Here is a 23,088-nt window from a genome sequence, read left to right on the forward strand (position 1 = left end):
TGAAGATGCGGGGTTCCTGCGGTTAGACGGAAAGACCCCGTGCACCTTTACTATAGCTTTACATTGGCATTCGTAGTGGCATGTGTAGGATAGGTGGTAGGCTTTGAAACCTGGGCGCCAGCTCAGGTGGAGCCACCCTTGAAATACCACCCTTATTACTATGGATGTCTAACCGCGACCCGTTATCCGGGCCCGGGACAATGTATGGTGGGTAGTTTGACTGGGGCGGTCGCCTCCTAAAGAGTAACGGAGGCGCGCGATGGTGGGCTCAGAACGGTCGGAAATCGTTCGCTGAGTGCAATGGCATAAGCCTGCCTGACTGCGAGACTGACAAGTCGAGCAGAGACGAAAGTCGGTCATAGTGATCCGGTGGTCCCGCGTGGAAGGGCCATCGCTCAACGGATAAAAGGTACGCCGGGGATAACAGGCTGATGACCCCCAAGAGTCCATATCGACGGGGTTGTTTGGCACCTCGATGTCGACTCATCGCATCCTGGGGCTGGAGCAGGTCCCAAGGGTATGGCTGTTCGCCATTTAAAGCGGTACGTGAGTTGGGTTCAGAACGTCGTGAGACAGTTCGGTCCCTATCTGCCGTGGGTGTAGGAATATTGAAAGGATCTGTCCCTAGTACGAGAGGACCGGGATGGACGGATCTCTGGTGGACCTGTTGTGGCGCCAGCCGCATAGCAGGGTAGCTATATCCGGACGGGATAACCGCTGAAGGCATCTAAGCGGGAAACCCACCTTAAAACGAGTATTCCCTGAGAACCGTGGAAGACGACCACGTTGATAGGCCGGGTGTGGAAGAGCGGCAACGCTTGAAGCTTACCGGTACTAATAGTTCGATCGGCTTGATCGTTCTCATTCCTTATGCCCATCAAGGCGACAATCCTTTGGATTGCGCTGAAATGGATGGCACAGAAAACAGCTTCTCGAACAACGTGCGTTTTGCCGACCTGGTGGTTATGGCGGAGCGGCTGCACCCGATCCCATTCCGAACTCGGCCGTGAAACGCTCCAGCGCTGATGGTACTTCGTCTCAAGACGCGGGAGAGTAGGTCGCTGCCAGGTCTGCCAAACGCACGTTTGATCGTCACATCGTACTTTCCAAAATCGAAAATGATTTCGGGTCGATGTGAAGAAAATCTTCTCCTAACGATTAGGCCCGCCAACGGGATTTCGGGCCGCGCAAGCGGCCCTTTCATTTGGCAAAGGCTTGAATCCGGTAAGTTTCGGCTTACTTCTAAGGTTGACGCGGGGTGGAGCAGCCCGGTAGCTCGTCAGGCTCATAACCTGAAGGTCACAGGTTCAAATCCTGTCCCCGCAACCACTGATACCGACACTCCCGCAGCTTTCGCTGCGGGAGTGTTCTTTTTTGTAGTCTTTCCAACGGCTTGGCTTGGAGGTATGCTTCAGGCGTTTGATCGACGGCCAAGCAATTATTTGAAATGGCACCTGACGGACAATGACGAGAGGTTGCGCGTATCCGGCGCCAAAGTTGATCTGACCCGTGGAAACGATGATCCGGTTGGCGGCCAAGCATGAAGATAGGCCGCCCGGCGGGACCAGAAAAATCAGGTCCTGCCCTCGCGGCCCAATTCTTCATAATTTCAGCCGGTTGGGTTTGCTCAGCCGGTTTTTTTCGTTTGACGCCCTGCGTGAGCCGCCCGAATTCCGCTATGCCGCTGATGTCGACGCCGTTGTGGAGGCAACAGTCACCAGGCACGCCTCCGATCGCAGCAGGCCCAGCGCCTCTTTGGAGACGCTGTCGTCGGTGATGACTTCGTCAATCTCGGAGATATCACAGAGCGTGCAGAAGCCAGGCGCCGTAAACTTCGAGCCATCCACAAGCAGGATTGTTCGCCTGGCCGAAGCAATCATGGCCCGCTTGAGGGACGCAACCTCAAGCGCCGTCTCGGTGAGCAGGGTGCCGGTTACCGCTGACGCGCCTGTCATGCAAAGGTCGGCGTGGAGCGTCCTTATGAAGCTTTCACCGGGCTCGCCGGCAAGATGGCGATAGCCCGGCCGGACGGTGCCGCCGGGCAGGATGATGCGCCAGGATTTGATGTCAGCGGCAAAGTCGGCGATCTGGAGGCTGTTGGTCACCACGGTCAGAGGCAGATCGCGCTCGGCAGCCGCGCGAACCGCCTCCATGACCGTCGAGGAACTGTCGAAGATGACGCTGTCTCGCGCACTGAGGCGCAGGGCGGCCTCGCGGCCGATCGCCACTTTTTCCGCGTGCTGGAGTTCGGCGTTGACCGTCATCTCCCTTTCGAAGGTGGCCCGCATCGGCTGAAGCAGATGAGCGCCGCCATGGGTGCGCTCCAGATAGCCCTTTTCCACGAGATCCTCGAGGTCGCGCCGAACGGTCGATTGGGAACCGCCGATGGTGTCGGCCAGTTCCTGGATGCTGGCTGCTCCATTGACCCGCAGATGCTCCAAAATCAGGGCCCGTCGTTTGGCCGGAACGATGTCGACGCGCTTGCTCGGAGAGTCCATGCATCACCCGGTTGGTGGCCGGCAATGATGCCGGCCGGTTTCCGATCAATTTCGGTCAATCTCTACCAAATCGTATATCCACAATCCACCACGACCACCGAGCCGGTCATCGCGCTGGAGGCACTGGAGGCGAGAAAGAGGATGGGTGCCGCGATCTCGTCCGCCCGCGCGACGCGCCTCATCGGCGTCATGTCCATCCAGACCGGCATGAGTTTGTCGTCCGTGAAGCCGTCGCGGGACATGACCGTGTCGACGTAAGTCGGTGCCACACAGTTGACGCGCACGCCCCGCTCCGCCCATTCGCCGGCAAGCGACCGTGTCATATGATGAACGGCCGCCTTGGCCGCATTGTAGTGCGCCTGACGCTGCGGCTTGTTCGAAATCAAGCCGGACATCGAACCGAGCGTCACGATGGAGCCACGACCGCGTTCCAGCATCGGCCTGGCGAATTCCCGGCATGACCAGTAGGCGCCGTTGAGATCGACATCGACAACCCTAAGCCAGACCTCGTCGCTCATTTCCTCGCCACCCGTATCCGGCCAGGCGATGCCGGCGTTGGCAACCAGGATGTCGACGGCCTGGTAACGCTGGTTGGCTGATCGAGCGGCCGCCGCGACTGCCTTGGAATCGGTAACGTCGAGCACAACAGCGTCGACCGTATAGCCTTTCCCGGTCAATTCCCGCCGGCCGGCTTCGAGCACGTCAGGGTTCATGTCCGAAATGATCACCCGCGCCCCGGCTTCGGCCAGCGCCTCGGCTGTCGCCAGGCCGATGCCGCGCCCCCCGCCGGTGATGAATGCCGTTTGTCCATCCAGGCGGAATCGTTCGAGATACATCGGATCTTCCTTCATGCCTGTTTGAGGGCGGTGCGCGTGTCAGCCGGGCTGTGGCGGCCAAGCATCAGCAGGCAGCCGGCCGTGAAACTGTCGCCGAGACCAAGTGTGGTGGCGGGCTTTTCGACGTAAGGCGAAGCGCAGGCGACGAAGGCCCAGCGCCCTTTGCGCACTGCTATCTCGAACGGCACGGTGTGGAACTGGACCTCGGGTGCCGTGGTAATGATTTCGGCGGGTGCGCCCGTTGCGGCGCGTGAGCTGGCGATGGCGCAGCCGGTCATCAAGGCAAGTTCCTCCTCGCGCGGATCGTTGATTGTAATGGCCGCGGCCCAGGTGTCGGCGTGAACGCAGACGCGCTCAAGGTCCAGGCGCTCCGCGAGCGCGATCATCGCCTCCCGGGGTGATTGGGCCGAAGGGTCCATGGCGAGCAGCTCGGAATGGCTCATGCCGAGAGAGGTGATCGTGCCTTTTGCGTGGGCGAGCAATTCCTCCACGGCGGCCAGCGAGGCGTAACCGGCAAGCTCGAAATGGATGGTCTTGAGCCCCGCCGCCTTCCACGCCCGGCTGAGTTCGAAGACATGCCGGCTGGCCGTGCCGACATTCTCCACCGCCTCGTCATTGAGGCCTGAAAGCAGGCCGGTGGCAGCCGATGACGCCAGCTGCCGGGACAATGTCTCGAAATCGGCATCGCGCTGGATGCCCCGATCGCAGAAGCGGACGATGACGCGTGATGAGCGTGGAGGCACCAGCGTGCCGATCGGCCGGCCTGCCGTGTACTCGAAGATGAATATTTCGGGAATGTGCGGTCCGGCTGGCCTGATCGCGTCGACCGTCTTCATCATACCGCCTTCGGCGAGCAGAACACCGCTCGGGATTTGCCGCAGCATTTGCTCGTGACGATCCTCGAGCGCGATCAACGCGGGCACGCCCAACCTCGAAAGAACCCAGGCGGCCTGCGGACCGGTTCCTCCCAGCGCGTAGCGCGGCTCGAGCCGTTCGCGGAGCCAGGCGGGACCCTGCGGCCATTCAAAACGGACCTCGCCGCCGATACCGCGCGCGGCGCGTGAGAGCAGAAGCGATGCAAGTTCACCCGCCGGGCTTGCCGTGGGCGCATCCAGCAAGGGCTGAATGTCGGGCATGTCGACCCTGGCATCCACGCAGGCACTTATGCCGCACAGAACCAATCCGGACTGGGAAAGGGTGCTCGCGCTCAACAGACCCGATCGCGGGTTCGTCAGGGCGGCATAGCGATCGGCCCATGATCCAGTGAAAATCTCTTTCATAGCCGCGTAAATCCTCCCCTACCCGGCGATGATGTCAATTGCTACCATTATCTTCCAAATCGTCAATGCGGTTTTGCGGAAGCCTGTCAAAATTATGCATATTTGGCGAATTCCGGTAACCGCCCGTAGCCATGAGGTCGAAAATCCCTATTCCCTGCTTCGCACATCTGGCGGCGTCGATTAGTCACCATAAGCTATTGTTAATAACTATATTTTTAAATCAAAATGCAAAAAGTTCTGCTCATTAATGCCTGCGACCAGGTGTCGACTGGGTAAAATTTCGAGAGAGTTAGATAGCTATTGACAGATTATGAAAAGAATCGGCATATGACTGCAGGTCTTTGGCGGCGAGAGGACGCGCGCCGCGGCCCCGTCCAGAATTTTGAGGAACACTGATGCCCACGAGACTCGATAGAAAACTGGCGAACATCCGGGCAGGACACTACAAGCCCACCGACTTCATCATCGCCGATGCCAAGGACAGTGATGTCGGAGCGGGCGTGACCGCGACCGGGTTCGATTATTCGGCAAAACCGCCGCGCCGCCGCAGCCGCCAGGAATTCATCGCGCAGATCGAGGCGATCATCAAGCAGGACATCGTCGACATCATGCTGGTGTCGCAGTCGAATCTCGAACTGCTGGACGAACGTGCCGCCTTTCTTGGCAGCGACGTGAAGCCGGCGATCCGCGCCAATCTCGAAACCATGTGCTGGGGGGCGGTCCGGCATGGCGTCTATACGCAGACGCCATCCATTCCGTTTCGCGATGCCAATCTTGCCCGCCTCGTTGCCAACTATCCGACGAGCGGCACGAATCTCGGCCTGTACTCGGTGTCCTTCAGCAACAATATCGAACTCGATATCCGCACCTTGAACGCCTTCGCCGAATTCCGGGCAGAGGCCGCCAGGCACAATTTCAGATATTTCTACGAGGTCTTCAATCCAAGCGTCGACATCGGGCTCAGCCGTGAGGAGATCGGCGAGTTCGTCAACGACAGTATCATCAAGTCGCTGGCAAGTGTGCCGCGCGCCGATCGGCCGCTTTTCCTCAAGACCCCCTACAACGGACCGAAGGCGCTGGAGGAACTCGTCAATTTCGATTCCGAACTCATTGTCGGCGTGCTCGGCGGTGGTGCCGGAACAACGCGCGACACTTTCGAGTTGGTCGCTCAATCCGAACGTTACGGCGCGCGGCTGGCCCTCTTCGGGCGCAAGATCAACCTCGCCGAGGCACCGCTTCAGCTGATCGTTCTGATGCGAGCTGTCGCCGACGGCGAGATGGGGCCGGAAGAGGCTGTCCGCGCCTATCACGGTGAACTGCAGAAGCTGGGCCTTGCCCCCAACCGGTCGCTGGCGGACGACCGGGCCATTACGGAGGACGTCTTGAAGGTCGCGGCCGCGAAGGCCGCCTGACCGCTGATAGGGAGACGCCATTTCGTCTCCTTCGGAACGTGGCCCCTGGGTCACGGCGCCCGCGAGTAAGAGGCCGCGACGCGCGCATGCTTGGAGAAAAAAGGGAGGAACATAATGAGGAAAATGCTGTTTCTTGCGACGACCATCCTTACGGCGGTTCTTGCCGCCGGTTCGGCCTGGGCCGACGAGAAGGAAGTGACGGTCTGGTCCTGGTTCATCCAGAGCACGATGGACAAGTCGATCGCGGCCTTCGAGAAGGCCCATCCGGACATCAAGGTCAAATACACCTACTACAACTATTCTCCTGAATACATCACGGCACTGAAGGCGGCGGCGGCTTCAGGCAGCCTGCCTGATGTCATCGGCCTGCAGCCGGGATCGCTGACACAGCAGTACCGGGACAATCTGGAGGCGGTGAACGAGCGCGCCGAGAAGGAATGGGGCGCGGACTGGGCGCGGAAGATCTTCCCGGTCAACCGCAAGCAGATGCAGATGGGCAATCCGGCGGGCGACAAGAACTATTACATCGTCCCGCAGGAATCGCAGGTCCTCTGTATATGGTACAACCGCAAGATCTTCGAGAAGCTCAACATTGCCGCGCCGAAGACCTATGACGAGCTCAAGGCGGCGGCCAAGGCGCTGACCGACGGCGGCTATATCCCGATGTTTCAGGGAGCGGCCGACGGCTGGCAGAACGAGAACGTGTTTCTGATGCTGGCCAACCAGTTCTCGCCCGGCATCGTCGACAAGGCACAGGCCGGCGAGACACCATGGACCGCACCTGAACTGGTCGAGGCCATGAAGGCCTGGAAGGGTCTCTTCGACGACGGTATCTTCCAGCAGGGCGCGCTTGGCGCCCATGCCTATCCGACGGGCGCCCAGCTTTTCGCGCAGGGCAAGGTCGGCATGATGGCGCTCGGCTCGTGGTGGATGCAGGAAAGCAAGTTTCCACCGCCGCTTTCGGAGTATGTTCAGAACATGGACGGTTTCGACTTCTTCTACATGCCACCCGTCAAGCAAGGCAATCCGGCGAGCCCGCCGGTCGGTGGCATCGACATCGGCTACGGGCTGACAAAGAACGGCGGCAAGAACCCGGCTGCATGGACATTCCTGGCGGAGCTGACCAATGGCGCCGGCCTGCAGGAAGCGCTGAACGACCTCAATGATCTGCCGGCCTTCGACGGCCACTCGCCGAAGGGCGATATCACCGACCACGTGAAGGAGATGTCGACCCGCTTCATGACCGACCTGCCAAAGGCCGAGAACCAGCGGTTTGCCTCGCCGGCAGTCGCCGAGGCGCTGGACAACGCCCTTGCCGGTGTCGCGGCCGGCAGCACCGAGCCGGAGGCGGCGCTCGCGACCGTGCAGGCGGCGACCGAAAAGGCGCTTGCCGCGCAATGAACCGCAGCGATCGACCGGGCGCTTTCGAGCGCCCGGTCCCCGTTGATCTGACAGGGTGAGCATTATGCGCGCAGAAGCCGTGCGAGCCGGACCCGCGGCGGCGATCGAACGGCGGCCGGCATCGAGAACCTCAACGCTTTATCTCTTCGCTCTGCCGGCGACCCTTCTGTTCGTCGTCTTCATTGCCTATCCGATCCTGTGGGTGGCCGGACAAAGCTTCTACGTTCGTTCGGGCAGCGGCACATCCTCCTTCGCCGGCCTCGCGAATTACGTGACGGTTCTCGGCGATCCGACCTTCTGGATCGTGGTGCGCAACATGCTTTTGTGGGGCGTGATCACCATCCCGGTGCAGATGCTTATCGGTGGGGTGCTTGCCTATTTCATAGAGCGGCACACCCATGCCCTGCGCGGCTTCTTCCGCACCATGTTCTTTCTGCCGGTGGTCACCTCGGTTTCGGTCATCAGCCTGGTCTGGGTGCAGATCTATGCGCCTTACTACGGCATTGCCCAGGAATATCTGAAGCATGTCGGGTTCGTCATGATGACCTCGCCGATCGGTGACCCGAAGATGGCGATCTATGCGCTTGTCATCGTCAACATCTGGCAGTGGACCGGCTTCTCGATGCTCATGTACATCGCCGGCATCGCAAATCTGCCGAGCGAGGTGCTGGACGCGGCGCGCGTCGACGGGGCGAGGGGCTGGCGGCTCGCGATGCATGTCATCGTGCCGATGCTGGCGCCCGCGACCAAGTCGCTGCTGCTGCTGGGCGTCATCGGCACGTTGCAGACCTTCCCGATCGTCCATCTGATGACCGGCGGCGGCCCGAACCGCGCCAGCGAGGTGTTCGGCACTTTCATCTTCAAGCAGAGCTTCGTGCTCGGCGACACCGGCAGCGGTGCCGCACTTTCCGTCATCGTGCTCGTCGTCGCGCTGGTCCTGTCGCTGCTCCAGATCGTGACGCTCGGCGCCCGCCTGACGCCGGCCGGAAAGGAGCGCGCGTGACCCCGCTTGCCCGCTCCCGTCTTCGCAGCACCGTGATCCACCTGGTGCTCTTCATCGTGCTCGGCTTCTGGATGATGCCGCAGGTCTACATGCTGTCGATCGGTCTCAGGACGCCGGCCCAGGCCTTCGATGCGGCGCTCTTCACCTGGCCGGTCACCTTCGACAACTTCGCCACGGTCATCCGCGACAATCCGCTTGGCGGCATCTTCCTCAACAGCCTCATCGTGACGGTGGCGACGGTGGCGATCGTGGTGGCTGTCGCCTCGCTCTTTGCCTTCGCCTGCGCCATCCTGCGGCTGAAGGGTTCGCTCTTCCTCTACACGACGCTGCTGACGACGCTCATGGTGCCGCTCGCCTCCATGGTGCTGCCGCTTGCCATCCTGCTCAGGAATTTCGGCTGGGTGAACACCTATATCGGCCTGATCCTGCCCTATGCGGCGCTCGGCGTGCCCTTTGCCATGGTGATCCTCAAATCCTTCCTGGAGGATGCGCCCCGCGAGCTTTTCGAAGCCGCGCGCGTCGACGGCTGCAATGCCTGGCAGACCTATTGGCACGTGGCGCTGCCGCTGGTCAGGCCGGCGCTTGTCTTCGTCACGATCTGGCAGTTCATCGTCACCTGGAACGAATTCTTCCTTGCCCTCATCGTGCTCACCAAAGCCGAGATGAAGACACTCACCATCGTGCCGATGCAGTATTCGGGCCTCTACATGGCCAATCCCGGCGCGCTGTTTGCGGTGCTCACGCTGATCGCGCTTCCCCTCATCCTCCTCTATGTGCTGGTTCAGCGCGCCTTCGTGCGCGGGCTGCTCGCCGGCGCGGTGAAAGGCTAGATCCATGGCGACGCTTTCGATCGACAAGATCACCAAGGCTTTCGGCAGCGTGATGGTCATTCCCGAATTGTCGCTCACCGTCCCTGACGGCGAATTCTGCGTGCTTGTGGGACCGTCAGGTTGCGGCAAGTCCACGCTGCTGAGGATCATCGCCGGCCTGGAGCCGGTCAATTCCGGGCGCATCTTGGTGGACGGCGTCGACATGAGCGATGCCGAGCCGCCGGAACGCGGCGTGGCCATGGTTTTCCAGTCCTATGCGCTCTATCCGCATATGGATGTCGGCCGCAACATCGGTTTCGGCCTCGAGATCGCCCGCACCCCTTCGGCCGAGATTGCCGAGCGGGTGCGCCGGGCCGCCGACAAGCTGCGCCTGTCGTCCTATCTGCGGCGCAGGCCGCGCGAACTCTCCGGCGGTCAGCGGCAGCGCGTGGCGATCGGCCGGGCCATAACCCGCAAACCGAAGCTCTTCCTGCTGGACGAGCCGCTCTCCAATCTCGATGCGGCGCTGCGTGTCGGCATGCGCATCGAGATCGCGCGCCTCAAAGCCGAACTTGCATCGACAATGATCTACGTCACCCATGACCAAGTAGAGGCGATGACGCTTGCCGACCGCATCGTCGTGATGGACGGTGGGCGGATCGAGCAGGTAGGCACGCCGCTCGAACTCTATCACCGGCCCGCCAATCTGTTCGTTGCCGGCTTCATCGGCTCGCCCGCCATGAATTTCCTCAAGGGCCGGGTCGCCACCGTTCAGGACAAGCAAGCGACGGTCCGTCTGGTATTGGGCCCGACGCTTGATATCCCCGTCTCCAAGCCGCTCGAACCGGGCGACGAAGTCATCCTTGGCATTCGACCGGAACACGTTCTCCTCTCGGCCGAGGAACACCCGGATGTGCATGTCGTGAAGGCTGGCGTGGTCGAGCTGTTGGGCAGCGATACCTTCATTCATGTGCGGGACGGTGAAGAGAACCTCGTGATCCGCGACAGCAGCGGGCGCGTGGCGCGCGCGGGGGATCGTATTGCAATCTCCTTGCCGACTTCCGCCTGCCATCTCTTCGACAAGACTGGCCACAGAATCTCCGAAAATGCTCCCACGCGCTGGGAACCCATACCCGCAAAGGCGCGGATCAACTGACGACAGCCAAGGAATACAGGGAGGAAAATATGACGGATTTCCAAGGGCGACCCATTCTGGTCACGGGCGGCAGCGGCGGAATCGGAGGCGCCGTCGTTCGCCATCTCGTGGCGGCCAATGCGGATGTCATCGCCGCTGGCCGTTCGCGCGAGGCGCTCGATGCGATCGCCGGCGAGACCGGCTGCCGCACCCTCACCTTCGACCTCGCCTCGGAGGAAGAAATCCGCAATGCCCTCGAAGGGCTCGATCTCTGGGGTGTCGTCAACTGCGGCGGCTTCGGCGGCGAAATTGCAACGCCGATGGATACCGACATCGCCATCTTCGACAAGGTCATCACCATCAATGCGCGCGGCGCATTGCTCGTCACCAAATATGCCACGCGGTCGATGGTCCGGCTCAAGAAGGGCGGTGCGATCGTCAACGTGTCGAGCCAGGCAGCGCTCGTTGCCCTGGAAGGGCATATCTCCTACGGGTCGTCGAAGGCGGCGCTGGAAAACATCACGCGCGTTTCAGCCCTTGAGCTCGGCAAATACGGAATCCGGGTCAACAGCGTCAACCCGACGGTGGTGATGACGCCGATCTCTTCCGGGCATTGGAGCCAGCCGCATGTCGCGGAGCCATTCCTGAAGCAGATGCCGCTCGGCCGCTGGGCTACCGAGGATGAAGTCGCAGCGCCGATTGTTTTCCTGCTCAGCGATGGAGCGTCGATGATTACCGGCGTCTCCTTGCCGATAGATGGCGGCTATACGTGTCGTTAAAAGAGGTGCGGCCGGTTATCCCGGCCGCACCAGGCCTGGGAGGTTAGCGGGCCGCGGTCCAGCCCTTATAGTCCTTCAGGTTCTCGGCCGTGATCAGCTTCGGGTCAAGCAGCACGGTGGGCTCGGCCGGCTTCTTGCCGGCAAGCAGGTCAGCCGCCATCGTGAGCGACTGGCCGGCCATCACATAGGGGTCCTGTGAAGCCGACGCCTTGATCATCGAGGTGCCGGAAGAGAGTTCCTTCTCGATGTCCGGTGCGCCGTCGACCGCAGTGAAGATGAACTCCGAGCGGTTGAGCTGCTTGGCCGCAAGCTGGGCGCCGATCGCTGTCGGATCGTTGATGGCAAAGACCGCGTCGATCTTGTCGAAACGGGTGAGCAGCGACTGGAACACTTTCAGGCCGCCGTCGCGCGAGCCTTCGGCATTCTGGTCGTCGGACAGGATCTTGATGTCCGGATGCTTTGCAAGCACGTTCTTGCAGCCCTGCACCCGCTCGAGAATCGACGACGACGCCGGACCATTCAGGATGACGTAGTCGCCCTTGCCGCCGGTGTGGTCGACGAGATACTGGCAGGCCTCTTCGCCGGCCTTGACGTTGTTGGTCATCACGGTGACGTCGGCGCCCGGCGCCGAAACGTCGAAGGCGGCAACCACGATGCCCGCGGCCTGCGCCTTCTTCACCGCCGGCGCGATCGCCTTGGCGTCGACGGCGTTGAGCATGATCACGTCGACGCCGGCGGCGATGAAGGAATCGACCTGCGAGACCTGCTTGTTGAGGTCGTAGTCGGCCGACACCGATGTCACCTCGACATTCGGGTTGATCTTCTTGGCGGCGTCCTCGATGCCCTTGATGGTGGCGACGAAGAAGGGGTTGCCGAGCAGGCCGACCGAGATGCCGACCTTGTTCAGATCCTTGGCCGAAGCGGGTGCGATGGCGACGGCCGCGAGTGCGACGCCGCAGAGCAGTTTAGCTATGGTCTTCATTGCTTTCCTCCTGATGCCCCGCGCCTCTCACGGTGCGTTACACGAACCGGGTCGTTGACGCCGGCGACTAAGGTCAATCACGTTCTTGCTCCTGCCTGGAGCCTGTAGCGGTCGAGGGCGACCGCCACGATGATGACCAATCCCTTGATGATGTACTGCCAGATGTCCGAAACACCGGCCAAGATGAGCCCGTTGGAGAGCACCGCGATGATCAGGCCGCCGATCAGCGTGCCCCAGATCGAGCCAACGCCGCCGACGAAGCTGGTGCCGCCCAGAATGACCGCGGCGATGGCGTCGAGCTCGTAGGACTGCCCAAGTTGAAGCCCGTTGGCAGCGTAGAGTCTGGCAGCCGACATGGCGCCGCCAAGGCCGGCCAGAAGGCCGGAGACGCCATAGACGAAGAGCAGCACCAGCGGCACCTTGATGCCGGTGAGGCGGGCGGCCTCGGCATTGCCGCCGACGGCATAAATCCAAGTGCCGAGCACGGTGCGCTTGAGCACCAGCCAGGACAGCACCACGACCGCGAGCGCGATGATGACCAGCCAGGGAATGCCGAACAGCGAACCGTTGCCGATGAAATCGAACGGCAAGTCCGAATTGAACACGGTCGTGTCCTGGCCGAGCAGGCGGGCGACGCCGCGTACGGCGGTCAGCGATCCCAGCGTGACGATGAAGGGCGGCAGCTTGATGTAGGCGACGAGCAGCCCGTTGATGAGGCCGAAACCGAGGCCGACCAGAATGGCGGCCGGAACGCCGAGCATGCCCCAATCCGGCACCAGCGACACGATCACCGCCACCATCGCCGAGGCGGCCAGGATGGCGCCGACGGACAGGTCGATGCCGCCAGTCAGAATGACGAAGGTCATACCGGCCGCGAGCACGATATTGATCGACGATTGCTGCGTGACGATGAGCAGATTGGTCTCGGTCAGGAAGCGCGGATTCAGGAACTGGAAGCCGGCCGCCAGCAGGACCAGTACCGGCAGCATGCCCAGCGCGGCGAAGGCGGTGCGCAGCCGCCGGTTCCTGGCGACAGCCTGGTCGCCTGCACTGATTGTTCCGGTCGCCCTGTCGGTCATCCCTTGGCCGCTCCCGTTGCAAGTTCCATGATCTTTTCCTGGCTGAGCGGCTCGCCTTCGGATGCCGCCACCTCGCCCGCGATTGCGCCGTCGCGCATCACCAGCACGCGGTCGGCGACGCCGATCACCTCCGGCAGTTCGCTGGAGATCATCAGGATGGCGATGCCCCTGTTGGCGAGGTTGTCGATCAACCGGTAGATCTCCGACTTCGCCCCGACATCGACGCCGCGGGTCGGCTCGTCGAGGATGAGGACCCGCGGCTCGGTCTCGAGCAGGCGGGCAAGCAGCACCTTCTGCTGGTTACCGCCCGACAGCGAACCGGCATTGGCCTGCACAGACCCGGTGCGGATGGAGAGGTCGGATACGGATTTGGCGGCACGCCTTTCGGCGGCCATGAAGTCGCGGAAGCCGCCAGCCCGCGCATCCCTCGCGAGCACGCCCATGCTGATGTTGTCGGAAATCGACATGTCGAGAAACAGGCCGAGTTCCTTGCGGTCCTCGGTGAGGTAGGCGATGCCGGCATCGAGCGCCTCACGCGGCGAGCCGATGGTTACAGGCCTGCCGTCGAGTTCCAGCGTGCCTGCCATATGCCTGTCGGCGCCGAAGATCAGCCGTGCAAGCTCGGTGCGACCGGAGCCGACAAGGCCGGCCAGCGCCAGCACTTCGCCCTTGTGCAGGTCGAAGGAGCAGTCCCTTAGCAGCTTTCCGTCCGACATGCCGCGCACCGAAAGTGCCACCGCGCGCTTCTCGTCCGGCGGCCGGTGATCTTTCTTGTAGAAGGCGGACAGATCGCGGCCGACCATCATCGAGACGAGGCGCGAGGCGTTCAGGTCGGCGCGCTCGAGCGTGCCGACATAGCCGCTGTCGCGCAGCACGCTGACGCGGTCGGCAAGCTGGTAGACCTCTTCCATGCGGTGGCTGATATAGATGATGGCGATGCCTTGCGATTTCAGCGTCGCGATGACCTCGAACAGCCGATCGGTCTCGCGCGAGGTCAGCGACGTCGTCGGCTCGTCCATGACGATGATGCGTGCATTCGTCGACAGCGCGCGGGCGATCTCGACCAGTTGGCGTTCGCCAAGCGACAGGCTGGAGACAGAAGCGCGCGCCGAGAAGGAGACGCCGAGCCGCGTGATGATCTCGGTGGCGCGCCGGTTGCACTGGTCGCGGTCGACGACGCCGAAACGCCGCGGCTCGTTGCCGAGGAAGATGTTCTGCGCCACCGTCAGATTGGGCGCCAGCGACAACTCCTGATAGATGACCGCAATGCCATGGGCGCGTGCCTTGATCGGGTTGCCGGTCACAACCGGTACGCCGTCGATCAGGATCTCTCCGCCGGCGTCAGGCCGGTAGGCGCCGGACAGCACCTTCATCAGCGTCGACTTGCCGGCGCCGTTCTCGCCCATCAGCGCGTGCAACTCGCCGGGATGAACGGTCAGCGACACGTCCTGCAGGGCGCGGATGGCGCCGAACGTCTTCGAGATATGACGCATTTCCAGCACTGGCTGGCGCGCGGCCTCTGCCCGGGCAGTGGCGGTCATCGTGCGCCTCCCGCTGTTGCGCCGGCGACACCTCGGTCAGCGGCGAGGCCGCGCCAGCGATTGCGGTAGCCGGCGAACCCGGCGAAGGTCGAAGCGCGCACGGGCTCCGGCACCTCGGCGGCAAATTCGCGGCCGACACTCTCGAAAGCGAGAGCCGCCGCCCCGGTGGCGCTGCCCTCCAGCGTGGCCCCTTGCATGAAGGCCTGTCCGGAGCGCAGTTCGGCCAATAGGGAGGCGAGCAGGCCGCCACTGTTCAGCCCGCCATCGACGATCACCGTGTTGTTCGAATGGATCAGGTCGAGGCAGAGATCGACCATCAGCGCGACGTAGAGCAGCGCCACGGCGGCGCGTTCCCCGGCGCTGGGCGTGCGCCCGGTGAGTTCGCCTGAGCGATGAGGCATCGGCCCGCCAGGGGCGAAGCTCGGTAGCGCCATGATGCCGGCGTCGATCACCTGCTGCAGCGAGGAGCGGTCGATCGCACCTTGCCAGTCGCCGCTGATGACAGCGAATTCGCGCCCGCCCATGAAGCGGATGGTTGGCACCGGGCCGCCGTCGACGTCGACATTGACAAGCATGTCGCGGTCGCGATCGAGCGCGTCAAGCGGGCAGTCCGGATTGAGCACGACGACCCAGGTGCCGGTCGAGACGACTGTGACCGGGCCCCGCTCCTGCCTGCGGTAGGCATGGAGCGCGGCGTTCGAGTCGTGCACGCCATTGTGGATGGCGATGGGCTGCGCCGCACTACCGAAGCGCTGCTCGCCGATGACGGCGCCGGCTCGCTCGAAGGCAGGCATCCGGCCGCGCCAGCCCTCGGCGTCGACCAATGAGGAAAAGTCGCGCTTGCGCGGCGCCCACAGATGCGAGTGGCAGCCGAGATAGGACACTTCCGAGACCGTCCTGCCGCCGAAGCGCCAGCTCCAGTATTGCGGATAGCCGAGGATCGATTTCGCTGCCGTGAAGGCGTCGGGCTCCACCGCCTGCAGCCACAGCATGTGGCGGCCATAGTTGAAGCCGAGCGGCAATTTCGGCGAAAAGGTCTCGGCAAAATCCGGAATGCGACGATCGATTCTGGCAGCGATTTCAGCAGGCGGCTCCTGCTCGTAGTCGAGGATCGGATGCGTCAGGCTGATATCGTCGACCAGGGCAAAGGTGCAGCCATGGCCCGACACCATCAACCCCTCCACACCGTGGTCGTCGATGGCATCGCTGACGGCGCGGACCGCCCAGTCATGAAGCGCCGGCTCGTCGAGCACGCTGAACCCGCCTTGGCGTATCCAGCTCGGCTTGCTGCGACGCTCGTCGAGGATGCGTCCATCCTGGGCGAAGACGAACAGCTTCGAATTGGTCTTGCCGAAGTCGAGCACGGCCATCTTCACTGGATGGCCCCCGAAGCAGAGGCGATCCGCACCATGACGCCGGCGTCCTCCAGCATGCGGGCGTCGGCGTCGGCGAGGCCGTCATCGGTGATCAGCGTGCCGATGCGCGACAGCGGCAGCGCCACATTGCGTGCGTGGATCGACAGTTTGCGGCTGTCGGCCAGCACCACAATCTGGTCGGCGCAGAGACTGAGATCGACGATCGAGCGGACCAGCAGCGGATGCGATTCCAGCACGCCTTCCTGGCCAAGGCCTTGCGCGCCAAGAAAGAACTTCGAGGCATAGAAGGTCACTGCCTGGGTGAGCGAATGGGTGATGCCCGGCTCGCGGTGCAACTCGCCGCCGGCAACCGTCAGGCTGCAATGGCCGTGGTCGCTCAGATAGGCCGCCAGCGGCATCGAGTTGGTGTAGAGACGGATGTTGCGGTCGGCGAGCTTGACGCCGAGATGAAAGCAGGTCGACCCGCCATGCACGATGACCGCGTCGCCGTCGCGCACCATGGTTGCGGCGAGAGCGGCGATCTGCCGCTTGGCCTCGACCGCGAGGTCGCGGTTCTCGTCATAGGGCCGGGCGTAGGCGACACCCGCATGCGACGCGCCATCGAGCGCCGAGATGCCGCCATAGACCTTGCGCGCTTCACCGGCCTCGTCGATCCTGTCGATATCGCGCCTGACCGTCGCGGCCGACACGCCGAGCCGCTCCTGCAGCTCGCGCACCGAGGCGAAGGGGCGATCCCGCAAGAGCTCGACGATCTGACGCTGGCGGCCGGAGTCGCTCAATCCTTTTCCTCCCATGCCATTCTGCGACGGCAATTGGTGTAACTTACTCAACATTTATCCGATTGCAAGCGTGATATGATTAGATAAGATCACTATTGACGTAACTTACTCGCATCTGCGATACCGACGCCAACATCTGGCCCAGCGACGGGACATCCGAAGCCGTGAGATACGCGGCCGGGTTTGTGGAGGAATGTTCGATGGCGACTGATGCCGATACACGAGAACTGGCCGCCTTGCGGACGCTTTCGGCCAGCATCGGGCGTGATCCGCATTTGACCCAGGCGGCCGGCGGCAACACCTCGCTGAAGGCCGGCGAGACGCTCTGGATCAAGGCGTCCGGCACCTGGCTGAGGGACGCGCTCGCCGAGGACATCATGGTGCCGGTGGCGATCCCTGCGCTGCTGAGTGCCGTCAGACAGCGCGACCCGGCCGCCGACCGGCCGCAGGGTTTCACCATCGAGGCGCTCAACCCGCGCGGGTTGCGCCCTTCTATCGAGACAACGGTGCATGCGTTGATGCCGCAGCGCGTGGTCCTGCATGTCCACTGCGTCGACACCATCTCGCTCGCAATACAGGCCGATGGCGAGGCTGAGGTCGCCAGGCGTCTCGACGGCCTTGAATGGGCCTATGTTCCCTATCGCCGACCGGGCCTGCCGCTTGCCCAGGGCATTGCCGAGCGCCTTCGGCCTGGCGTCGATGTGCTGATCCTTGGCAATCACGGGCTGGTCGTCGCGGCCGAGACTGTCACTGAGGCCGAGGCGCTGCTGCGCCGCGTCACGCAGCTTCTGGCACGGTCGCCGCGCGACGTGGCGGAACCGGATATTGCGGCATTGACGGCGCTTGCCGGAAACAGTGGTTACAGATTGCCGGCCGACATCGAGGCACATGCCGTAGCGATCGATCCCGAGAGCTGCCGCATGGCATCGGGCGGCAGCCTTTATCCGGACCACGTCATATTTCTCGGCATAGGTTCCATCGTGGCAAGGTCCGGCGAGGATGTGGCCGGTATCATCGAGCGGCTGGGCACGGCGCCGGTGGCGATCCTGCTTCCCGGCCTTGGCGTGCTGATGCGCGGCGACGCCAGCGCCGGCGCCGATGCCATGCAGCGCTGTCTCGCCGACGTGACCGCGCGGGTCGACGCCGCAGCGAGGCTGAGCTACCTTACAGAGGCCGAGAATGACGAATTGATCAACTGGGACGCCGAGCAGTATCGCCAGAAACTCAATGCCGCCGGCAACTGACATGTCGCCTTCGCATGGGCCGCTTGCCATCGGCATCGACATCGGCACATCAGGCGCGCGCGCCGTCGCCATGCGGCCGGACTTTTCCATTGCCGCGCATTCCGCCGTTGCCCTCGAACGATTTGGGCCGAACGGCCGCGATCCTGCCGTATGGTGGGAGGCGGTCGGCGCGACGTTGGCGGAGCTGCTCAAATCTGTCGATCACGCTGCCGTCCGCTCGATCGCCGTCGACGGCACGTCGGGCACACTGCTGCCGGTCGACAGTGCCGGGCGGCCGCTGGCCGAACCGCTGATGTACAACGACAAGGTCGCCGACGACGCGATCCTCGCCGCGGTTGCCCGCGCGGCACCGGCAACGAGCGCGGCACTTGGGGCGACATCCGGCCTCGCCAAGGCGCTGTCTTTCCAGCGCCCCGGCGTCGCTGCCGTGCTGCACCAGGCCGACTGGATCGCGGGACAACTCTCCGGCCGCTTTGATATCAGCGACGAGAACAACGCGCTGAAAACCGGCTACGACGTCGAGGCCCGCTGCTGGCCGGACTGGATCGCGGCGACCGGCCTGCGCATGGAATTGCTGCCTGGCGTCGTCGGGCCGGGCGATGTCGCCAGCACGATCGCTGCGAGCGCCGCCGAGCTGTTCGGCCTGCCGCGCGACGTGATTGTCGTCGCCGGCACGACGGATGGCTGCGCATCATTCCTGGCGACGGGTGCGGCGACAGTCGGCGACGGCGTTACCGCGCTGGGATCTTCGCTGACCATCAAGATCCTGTCCGACCGGCCGATCTCGGCGCCGCATTTCGGCATCTACAGCCATCGGCTCGGCGATGCCTATCTGGCCGGCGGTGCGTCGAATTCCGGCGGCAAGGTGCTCGCCCAGCACTTTTCGCTTGCGCGCATCATCGAACTCAGCGCGGTTATCGACCCGATGACCGAGACCGGCCTCGACTACTATCCGCTTCCCGCTACAGGCGAACGCTTTCCGATCGCCGATCCGGCGCTGCCGCCGCGGCTTGTTCCGCGGCCGGTGGACGACGCGGACTACCTGAAGGCGATGCTGGAGGGGATCGCCGCGATCGAAGCGCTCGGCTATAGCAGGCTTGCCGAACTCGGCGCGCCTCGGCTGACATCGGTCAGGAGCGTCGGCGGCGGCGCGGCAAATCCCGCCTGGACCGCGATCCGGCAACGCAAGCTCGGCGTCGATTTCCTGCCGGCGCTTTCCGACGAGGCCGCCGCCGGCACGGCGCGGCTGGCGCTGATGGGTGCAGGCACAGCGGGGCTTTTGTGAAAACGGCTGAACATCTCGACGGGATCGGAGCGCTGGCCGCGCGGTACGATGTCTTCCTGCTCGACCAGTTCGGTGTGCTGCATGACGGCACCAGCCCCTATCCGGGCGCGGTGGAAGCATTGTCGGCGCTGAAGCGCGCGCGCAAGACCGTGGTGCTGATCTCGAACTCCGGCAAGCGGGCAGAGCCCAACGAGCGTCGCCTGCTGAAGCTCGGTTTCGAAGCGGGGAGTTGGGACCACTTCGTCTCTTCCGGCGAAGTGGCGTGGCGGTCCTTCCACGACATGGTGGCGCATGGAAGCCTGCGCCCGGGCACGAAATGCCTGCTGATCAGCCGCGACGACGACCGCTCGGCGATCGAGGGCCTGCCGTTCGAACTGGCCAGGAGTGGCGACGATGCCGAGCTGGTGCTGATTTCCGCCAGCGAGGGCGACCGTTACGACCTCGACCATTATCGCAGACTTCTCGCGCCGGCAGCGGCGCGGCGGGTGCCGTGCTTCTGTACCAACCCCGACAAGATCATGCTGACGGCCGTGGGGCCGCGTTTCGGCGCTGGCCGGCTGGCCGATCTCTACGAAAGCCTCGGCGGCGGCGTCACCCGCATCGGCAAGCCCTATCTTCCGATTTTCGCCGCCGCCCTGGCGCTGGCGGGGGATCCCGATCGCGGCACGGTGGTGTGCGTCGGCGACAGTGTCGAACACGATATCGCCGGCGGGCTTGGCGCCGGCGTGGCGACGGCGCTGGTCTTGTCCGGAATATTGGCGGACACTGCCGACCTCGCCGGACTTTTAGACGAGCTGGACGCCTATCCGGACTACACCATGGATCTGTTCAGGTTCTGCTGACCGAGCCGGCAATTTACGAGGTAAAACAACGCAGCCAATTGACGGAGAGGAAGATGCGGCAGGCGCTGATCGTGTGGGGCGGCTGGGATGGACACGAGCCGGAACAAGGCGCGCATGCCGTCAAGGCGATGCTCGAGGAGGAAGGGTTCGAGGTCCTCGTCGAAACCACGACCGAGGTTTTCGCCGACCCCGCAGTCGCCGAACTGAGCCTGATCGTGCCGATCTACACGATGTCCAAGCTGGCGAAGAACGAAGAGCTCAACCTGACGAAGGCAGTCGCGGGCGGTGTCGGTCTTGGCGGTTATCACGGCGGCATGTGCGATGCGTTTCGTGAAGCCACGGACTATCAATTCATGTGCGGCGGCCAGTGGGTCGCCCATCCCGGCAATATCATAGATTACAAGGTCGATATCGCCAGGCGCGACGATCCCATCATGCACGGCATAGACGATTTTTCGTATCGCTCCGAGCAGTATTACATGCATGTGGATCCGTCGAACGAAGTGCTGGCGACCACCACTTTCTCCGGTGAGCACGCATCCTGGATAGAAGGCGTCGTCATGCCAGTGGTCTGGAAGCGCCGGCATGGCAAGGGAAGGGTGTTCTATTCGTCGCTCGGACATGCCGCCAAGGAGTTCGCGGTGCCGCAGATGCACACGATATTCCGTCGCGGCCTGCTCTGGGCGGCACGTTGATACGACCGGCCTCGCCGGCGCGCCATGCGGGACATGGCCGCGATGCACCTCAAACAGGGCGATAGCGTTCCGCGCTACGATGCCCGCGCGAGAAAGCTCTGGTAGTCCGACTTCGCCTGCAGCAAGCGAAGGATGTTGTTGCGCGACCCGCGGATGTGCGCGCGCGTAAGCTCGACGGCACGCGCGGCATCGCCGGCGCAAATGGCCTCGACGATCTCGAAATGCTCGTCGCGGGCGATCCCCCATTCGTCCAGCCTCAGCAACTCCATCCAGACATAGTGCTGACACTTGTCGAGGATGCCGTTCAGCAGGCCGCACAGCATGACGTTGCCGCTGATCTCGGCGATGGTGCGGTGGATGTCCATTCCGATCTGGAGTTCCTGGAACATGTCGCCGGAACTGCGCGTCGGGAGTGCTGCCAGGCGTTCGCATTCCCGCACCATCTCGCGGAGGCGTTCCTTATCGGCGGCCGTGATCTTGGCGGTCGCCAGCTCGGTCGCATAACCATCCAGCAATTCCCTGATCTCGAAGGCCTCGCGGAACATCTGGATGTCGAATTCCTTGACCGTATAGCCCTGGCGGGGGCGGCCAACCACCAGGCCGTCCTGCTCCAGCCGGTTGAGGGCTTCGCGCACGGGCGTGCGGCTGACCTTCAACTTGACCGCCAGGTCGTTCTCGGTGACGCGCGCGCCGGGAGGAAGCTGTCCGGTGACGATCATCGCCTTCAGCGACCCATGCACCGATTCGCGAAGCGTGTTCTTCTTTCTCGTGGGCATATTTTTCCGATTCATCTGCGAGGAGCGCCCCGCGAGGTTAATCTCATTGGTCCAGGATTAGCATGATCGCAAAGATCGCGGGAAGCGAGCGTGTTCGACGCCTCCACGCGACGACGCGCTGCCGCCAAAAAAAGCGATCTTTCACGTTGACATCCGTTTTGCCGTCCCGCTACATTCAAAATTGTATACAAAATAGAATGCCGAGACAACGGCCAGATATGGGGAACATGATGACGAGAAAATCAAGATTTGTCAGTGCGTTGGCGTTGACAGGACTGGTCGGCTGCATCGTGCCGGCAGCACTTGCGGCGGAAACGATCACCGTTGCTTCGTGGGGTGGATCCTATCAGGAAGCCCAGTCGAAGGCCTTCTTCAAGCCGACCGCCGATGCGCTTGGCATCACCATCAAGGAAGATACCACAAACGGACTGGACGACGTCCGGTTGCAGGTGACGGGCAATGCCGTCAAATGGGATCTGGTCGAGCTCGGCGCCGACGAATGCGCGCGGGGAACCAAGGAAGGATTGTTCGAGAAGCTCGACTATGGCCAGATCGACAAAAGCGGCATCGACCCGAATCTCGTCCACGACGACTGGATCGGGATCACCTATTATTCCGTTATCCTGATCTACAACACCGACGTCTTCGGCAAGAACGGGCCGAAGACGTGGGCCGATTTCTGGAACGTCGAGAAATTCCCCGGCCGCCGCGCCCTTGGCGGCGCCTTCGCAACCGAGACCTTGACCGTGGCGGCGATCGCCGACGGCGTGCCGCTCGACAAGGTCTATCCGCTCGATATCGATCGGGCGCTGAAGTCGGTCGACAAGATCAGGTCGCATGTCGACGCCTGGTGGACGTCAGGCGCGCAGGCTATGCAACTGGTCAAGGACGGCGAGGTCGACATGGCCAGCATCTGGAACGGCCGGGCCAGCACGCTCAAGGATCAGGGCGCGCCGGTCAGCTACAGTTACGACCAGGGCGTCCTGACAGCCGACTGCATGGTGATCCCCAAGGGCGCCAAGAACAAGGACGCGGCAATGAAGGCGCTCGCAATGTTCCTGAAGCCGGAGATCCAGGCGAACCTGCCGCTTTACATCGCCAACGGTCCGGTGAACGAGAAGGCCTTCGATACCGGCAAGATTCCCGCCGACAAGATACCAGGCATCAATTCGGCGCCGGAGAACGTCAAGAAGCAGGTGCTGCTCGACCCGGCCTTCTGGGGAGATCATCTGGTCGAGGCGCAGGAGAAATTCGATAATTTGATCCAGCAGTGACGGGGCTGATCCAGCAGTGACGGGGTCGTCTATAGTTGGCCGCGTGGGGTCGGCTCGATCGA

Annotated in this window: 20 protein-coding genes, 1 tRNA gene, 2 rRNA genes and 1 pseudogene (1 of these 24 cut by a window edge); 14 read left to right on the top strand and 10 right to left on the bottom strand. The window is 63.0% G+C overall.

The window, feature by feature from the left end; translation table 11 throughout:
* The 3 genes from MESS2_RS10415 to MESS2_RS10425 all read left to right on the top strand — a co-directional run.
* Nucleotides 1-859, top strand: a 23S ribosomal RNA gene (locus tag MESS2_RS10415); it begins 1,939 nt to the left of the window's first position.
* A gap of 96 nt (nucleotides 860-955) precedes the next feature.
* Nucleotides 956-1,070 (top strand): 5S ribosomal RNA (rrf, locus tag MESS2_RS10420).
* A 182-nt stretch (nucleotides 1,071-1,252) separates the two neighbouring features.
* Nucleotides 1,253-1,329 (top strand) — tRNA-Met (locus tag MESS2_RS10425).
* A 347-nt stretch (nucleotides 1,330-1,676) separates the two neighbouring features.
* Here the strand turns inward: MESS2_RS10425 and MESS2_RS10430 are convergent.
* The 3 genes from MESS2_RS10430 to MESS2_RS10440 all read right to left on the bottom strand — a co-directional run bounded on the left by MESS2_RS10430 (nucleotide 1,677) and on the right by MESS2_RS10440 (nucleotide 4,545).
* Nucleotides 1,677-2,498: a DeoR/GlpR family DNA-binding transcription regulator gene (locus MESS2_RS10430; RefSeq protein ID WP_008874166.1), complete on the bottom strand. Its 822-nt coding sequence runs from the start codon at nucleotides 2,496-2,498 to the stop codon at nucleotides 1,677-1,679.
* Between the two features lie 62 nt (nucleotides 2,499-2,560).
* Nucleotides 2,561-3,334, bottom strand: a complete 774-nt coding sequence (locus MESS2_RS10435; RefSeq protein WP_040592665.1) for an SDR family NAD(P)-dependent oxidoreductase — start codon at nucleotides 3,332-3,334, stop codon at nucleotides 2,561-2,563.
* Between the two features lie 11 nt (nucleotides 3,335-3,345).
* Nucleotides 3,346-4,545: an ADP-dependent glucokinase/phosphofructokinase gene (locus MESS2_RS10440; RefSeq protein WP_244439941.1), complete on the bottom strand. Its 1,200-nt coding sequence runs from the start codon at nucleotides 4,543-4,545 to the stop codon at nucleotides 3,346-3,348.
* A 464-nt stretch (nucleotides 4,546-5,009) separates the two neighbouring features.
* Between MESS2_RS10440 and MESS2_RS10445 the strand changes: the two genes are divergently transcribed.
* The 6 genes from MESS2_RS10445 to MESS2_RS10470 all read left to right on the top strand — a co-directional run bounded on the left by MESS2_RS10445 (nucleotide 5,010) and on the right by MESS2_RS10470 (nucleotide 11,153).
* Entirely contained in the window at nucleotides 5,010-6,026 is a 1,017-nt protein-coding gene (locus MESS2_RS10445; protein WP_008874169.1) for a hypothetical protein, read from the top strand.
* 114 nt (nucleotides 6,027-6,140) lie between these two features.
* Nucleotides 6,141-7,427, top strand: a complete 1,287-nt coding sequence (locus MESS2_RS10450) for an ABC transporter substrate-binding protein (RefSeq protein ID WP_008874170.1) — start codon at nucleotides 6,141-6,143, stop codon at nucleotides 7,425-7,427.
* Nucleotides 7,428-7,491: 64 nt separating this feature from the next.
* On the top strand, nucleotides 7,492-8,430 hold the full coding sequence (locus MESS2_RS10455; protein ID WP_008874171.1) for a carbohydrate ABC transporter permease: 939 nt from the start codon (nucleotides 7,492-7,494) through the stop codon (nucleotides 8,428-8,430).
* Nucleotides 8,427-9,260 (top strand): carbohydrate ABC transporter permease, encoded by an 834-nt coding sequence (locus MESS2_RS10460; protein ID WP_008874172.1) that lies wholly within the window; start codon nucleotides 8,427-8,429, stop codon nucleotides 9,258-9,260. Before MESS2_RS10455 ends, MESS2_RS10460 begins: the two co-directional genes overlap by 4 nt.
* A gap of 4 nt (nucleotides 9,261-9,264) precedes the next feature.
* Nucleotides 9,265-10,395 (top strand): ABC transporter ATP-binding protein, encoded by a 1,131-nt coding sequence (locus MESS2_RS10465; RefSeq protein ID WP_008874173.1) that lies wholly within the window; start codon nucleotides 9,265-9,267, stop codon nucleotides 10,393-10,395.
* Between the two features lie 29 nt (nucleotides 10,396-10,424).
* Nucleotides 10,425-11,153 (top strand): SDR family oxidoreductase, encoded by a 729-nt coding sequence (locus MESS2_RS10470; RefSeq protein WP_008874174.1) that lies wholly within the window; start codon nucleotides 10,425-10,427, stop codon nucleotides 11,151-11,153.
* Between the two features lie 43 nt (nucleotides 11,154-11,196).
* On the opposite strand, the gene MESS2_RS10475 is transcribed toward MESS2_RS10470, so the two are convergent.
* From MESS2_RS10475 to MESS2_RS10495, 6 genes and pseudogenes are all read right to left on the bottom strand, one after another.
* Complete coding sequence (locus tag MESS2_RS10475) at nucleotides 11,197-12,135, bottom strand: ABC transporter substrate-binding protein (protein ID WP_008874175.1); 939 nt, start codon at nucleotides 12,133-12,135, stop codon at nucleotides 11,197-11,199.
* Nucleotides 12,136-12,212: 77 nt separating this feature from the next.
* Nucleotides 12,213-13,214 (bottom strand): ABC transporter permease subunit, encoded by a 1,002-nt coding sequence (locus tag MESS2_RS10480; protein WP_008874176.1) that lies wholly within the window; start codon nucleotides 13,212-13,214, stop codon nucleotides 12,213-12,215.
* The gene (locus MESS2_RS10485) at nucleotides 13,211-14,233 is read right to left on the bottom strand and encodes a sugar ABC transporter ATP-binding protein (protein ID WP_425277749.1); all 1,023 of its coding nucleotides are present in this window, start codon (nucleotides 14,231-14,233) and stop codon (nucleotides 13,211-13,213) included. Before MESS2_RS10485 ends, MESS2_RS10480 begins: the two co-directional genes overlap by 4 nt.
* Nucleotides 14,228-14,656, bottom strand: a pseudogene (locus tag MESS2_RS34085) (ATP-binding cassette domain-containing protein); the annotation flags it as partial. The pseudogene MESS2_RS34085 and the gene MESS2_RS10485, both read right to left, overlap by 6 nt.
* A gap of 95 nt (nucleotides 14,657-14,751) precedes the next feature.
* Nucleotides 14,752-16,131, bottom strand: coding sequence for an FGGY-family carbohydrate kinase (locus MESS2_RS10490; RefSeq protein ID WP_040592659.1), 1,380 nt, complete (start codon nucleotides 16,129-16,131; stop codon nucleotides 14,752-14,754).
* Entirely contained in the window at nucleotides 16,128-16,910 is a 783-nt protein-coding gene (locus MESS2_RS10495; RefSeq protein ID WP_008874179.1) for a DeoR/GlpR family DNA-binding transcription regulator, read from the bottom strand. Before MESS2_RS10495 ends, MESS2_RS10490 begins: the two co-directional genes overlap by 4 nt.
* Before the next feature lie 200 nt (nucleotides 16,911-17,110).
* Between MESS2_RS10495 and MESS2_RS10500 the strand changes: the two genes are divergently transcribed.
* Genes MESS2_RS10500 through MESS2_RS10515 form a run of 4 tightly spaced genes read left to right on the top strand, consistent with a single transcriptional unit; the run spans nucleotide 17,111 to nucleotide 20,976 of the window.
* On the top strand, nucleotides 17,111-18,154 hold the full coding sequence (locus MESS2_RS10500) for a class II aldolase/adducin family protein (RefSeq protein ID WP_008874182.1): 1,044 nt from the start codon (nucleotides 17,111-17,113) through the stop codon (nucleotides 18,152-18,154).
* Between the two features lies 1 nt (nucleotide 18,155).
* Nucleotides 18,156-19,439 (top strand): FGGY-family carbohydrate kinase, encoded by a 1,284-nt coding sequence (locus tag MESS2_RS10505; RefSeq protein ID WP_008874183.1) that lies wholly within the window; start codon nucleotides 18,156-18,158, stop codon nucleotides 19,437-19,439.
* A complete protein-coding gene (locus MESS2_RS10510) occupies nucleotides 19,436-20,281 on the top strand; it encodes a TIGR01459 family HAD-type hydrolase (protein ID WP_008874184.1) in 846 nt (281 codons plus the stop codon). The genes MESS2_RS10505 and MESS2_RS10510 overlap by 4 nt, the downstream gene beginning before the upstream one ends.
* Before the next feature lie 53 nt (nucleotides 20,282-20,334).
* On the top strand, nucleotides 20,335-20,976 hold the full coding sequence (locus tag MESS2_RS10515; protein ID WP_008874185.1) for a ThuA domain-containing protein: 642 nt from the start codon (nucleotides 20,335-20,337) through the stop codon (nucleotides 20,974-20,976).
* 74 nt (nucleotides 20,977-21,050) lie between these two features.
* Here the strand turns inward: MESS2_RS10515 and MESS2_RS10520 are convergent, their stop codons facing one another.
* Complete coding sequence (locus tag MESS2_RS10520; RefSeq protein WP_008874186.1) at nucleotides 21,051-21,752, bottom strand: GntR family transcriptional regulator; 702 nt, start codon at nucleotides 21,750-21,752, stop codon at nucleotides 21,051-21,053.
* A 230-nt stretch (nucleotides 21,753-21,982) separates the two neighbouring features.
* Here MESS2_RS10520 and MESS2_RS10525 point away from each other — a divergent pair, with 230 nt between their 5' ends.
* Complete coding sequence (locus MESS2_RS10525) at nucleotides 21,983-23,026, top strand: ABC transporter substrate-binding protein (RefSeq protein ID WP_008874187.1); 1,044 nt, start codon at nucleotides 21,983-21,985, stop codon at nucleotides 23,024-23,026.
* Nucleotides 23,027-23,088 lie beyond the last annotated feature (62 nt).

The sequence above is a fragment of the Mesorhizobium metallidurans STM 2683 genome (genome assembly GCF_000350085.1).
GTDB classification, from domain to species: domain Bacteria; phylum Pseudomonadota; class Alphaproteobacteria; order Rhizobiales; family Rhizobiaceae; genus Mesorhizobium; species Mesorhizobium metallidurans.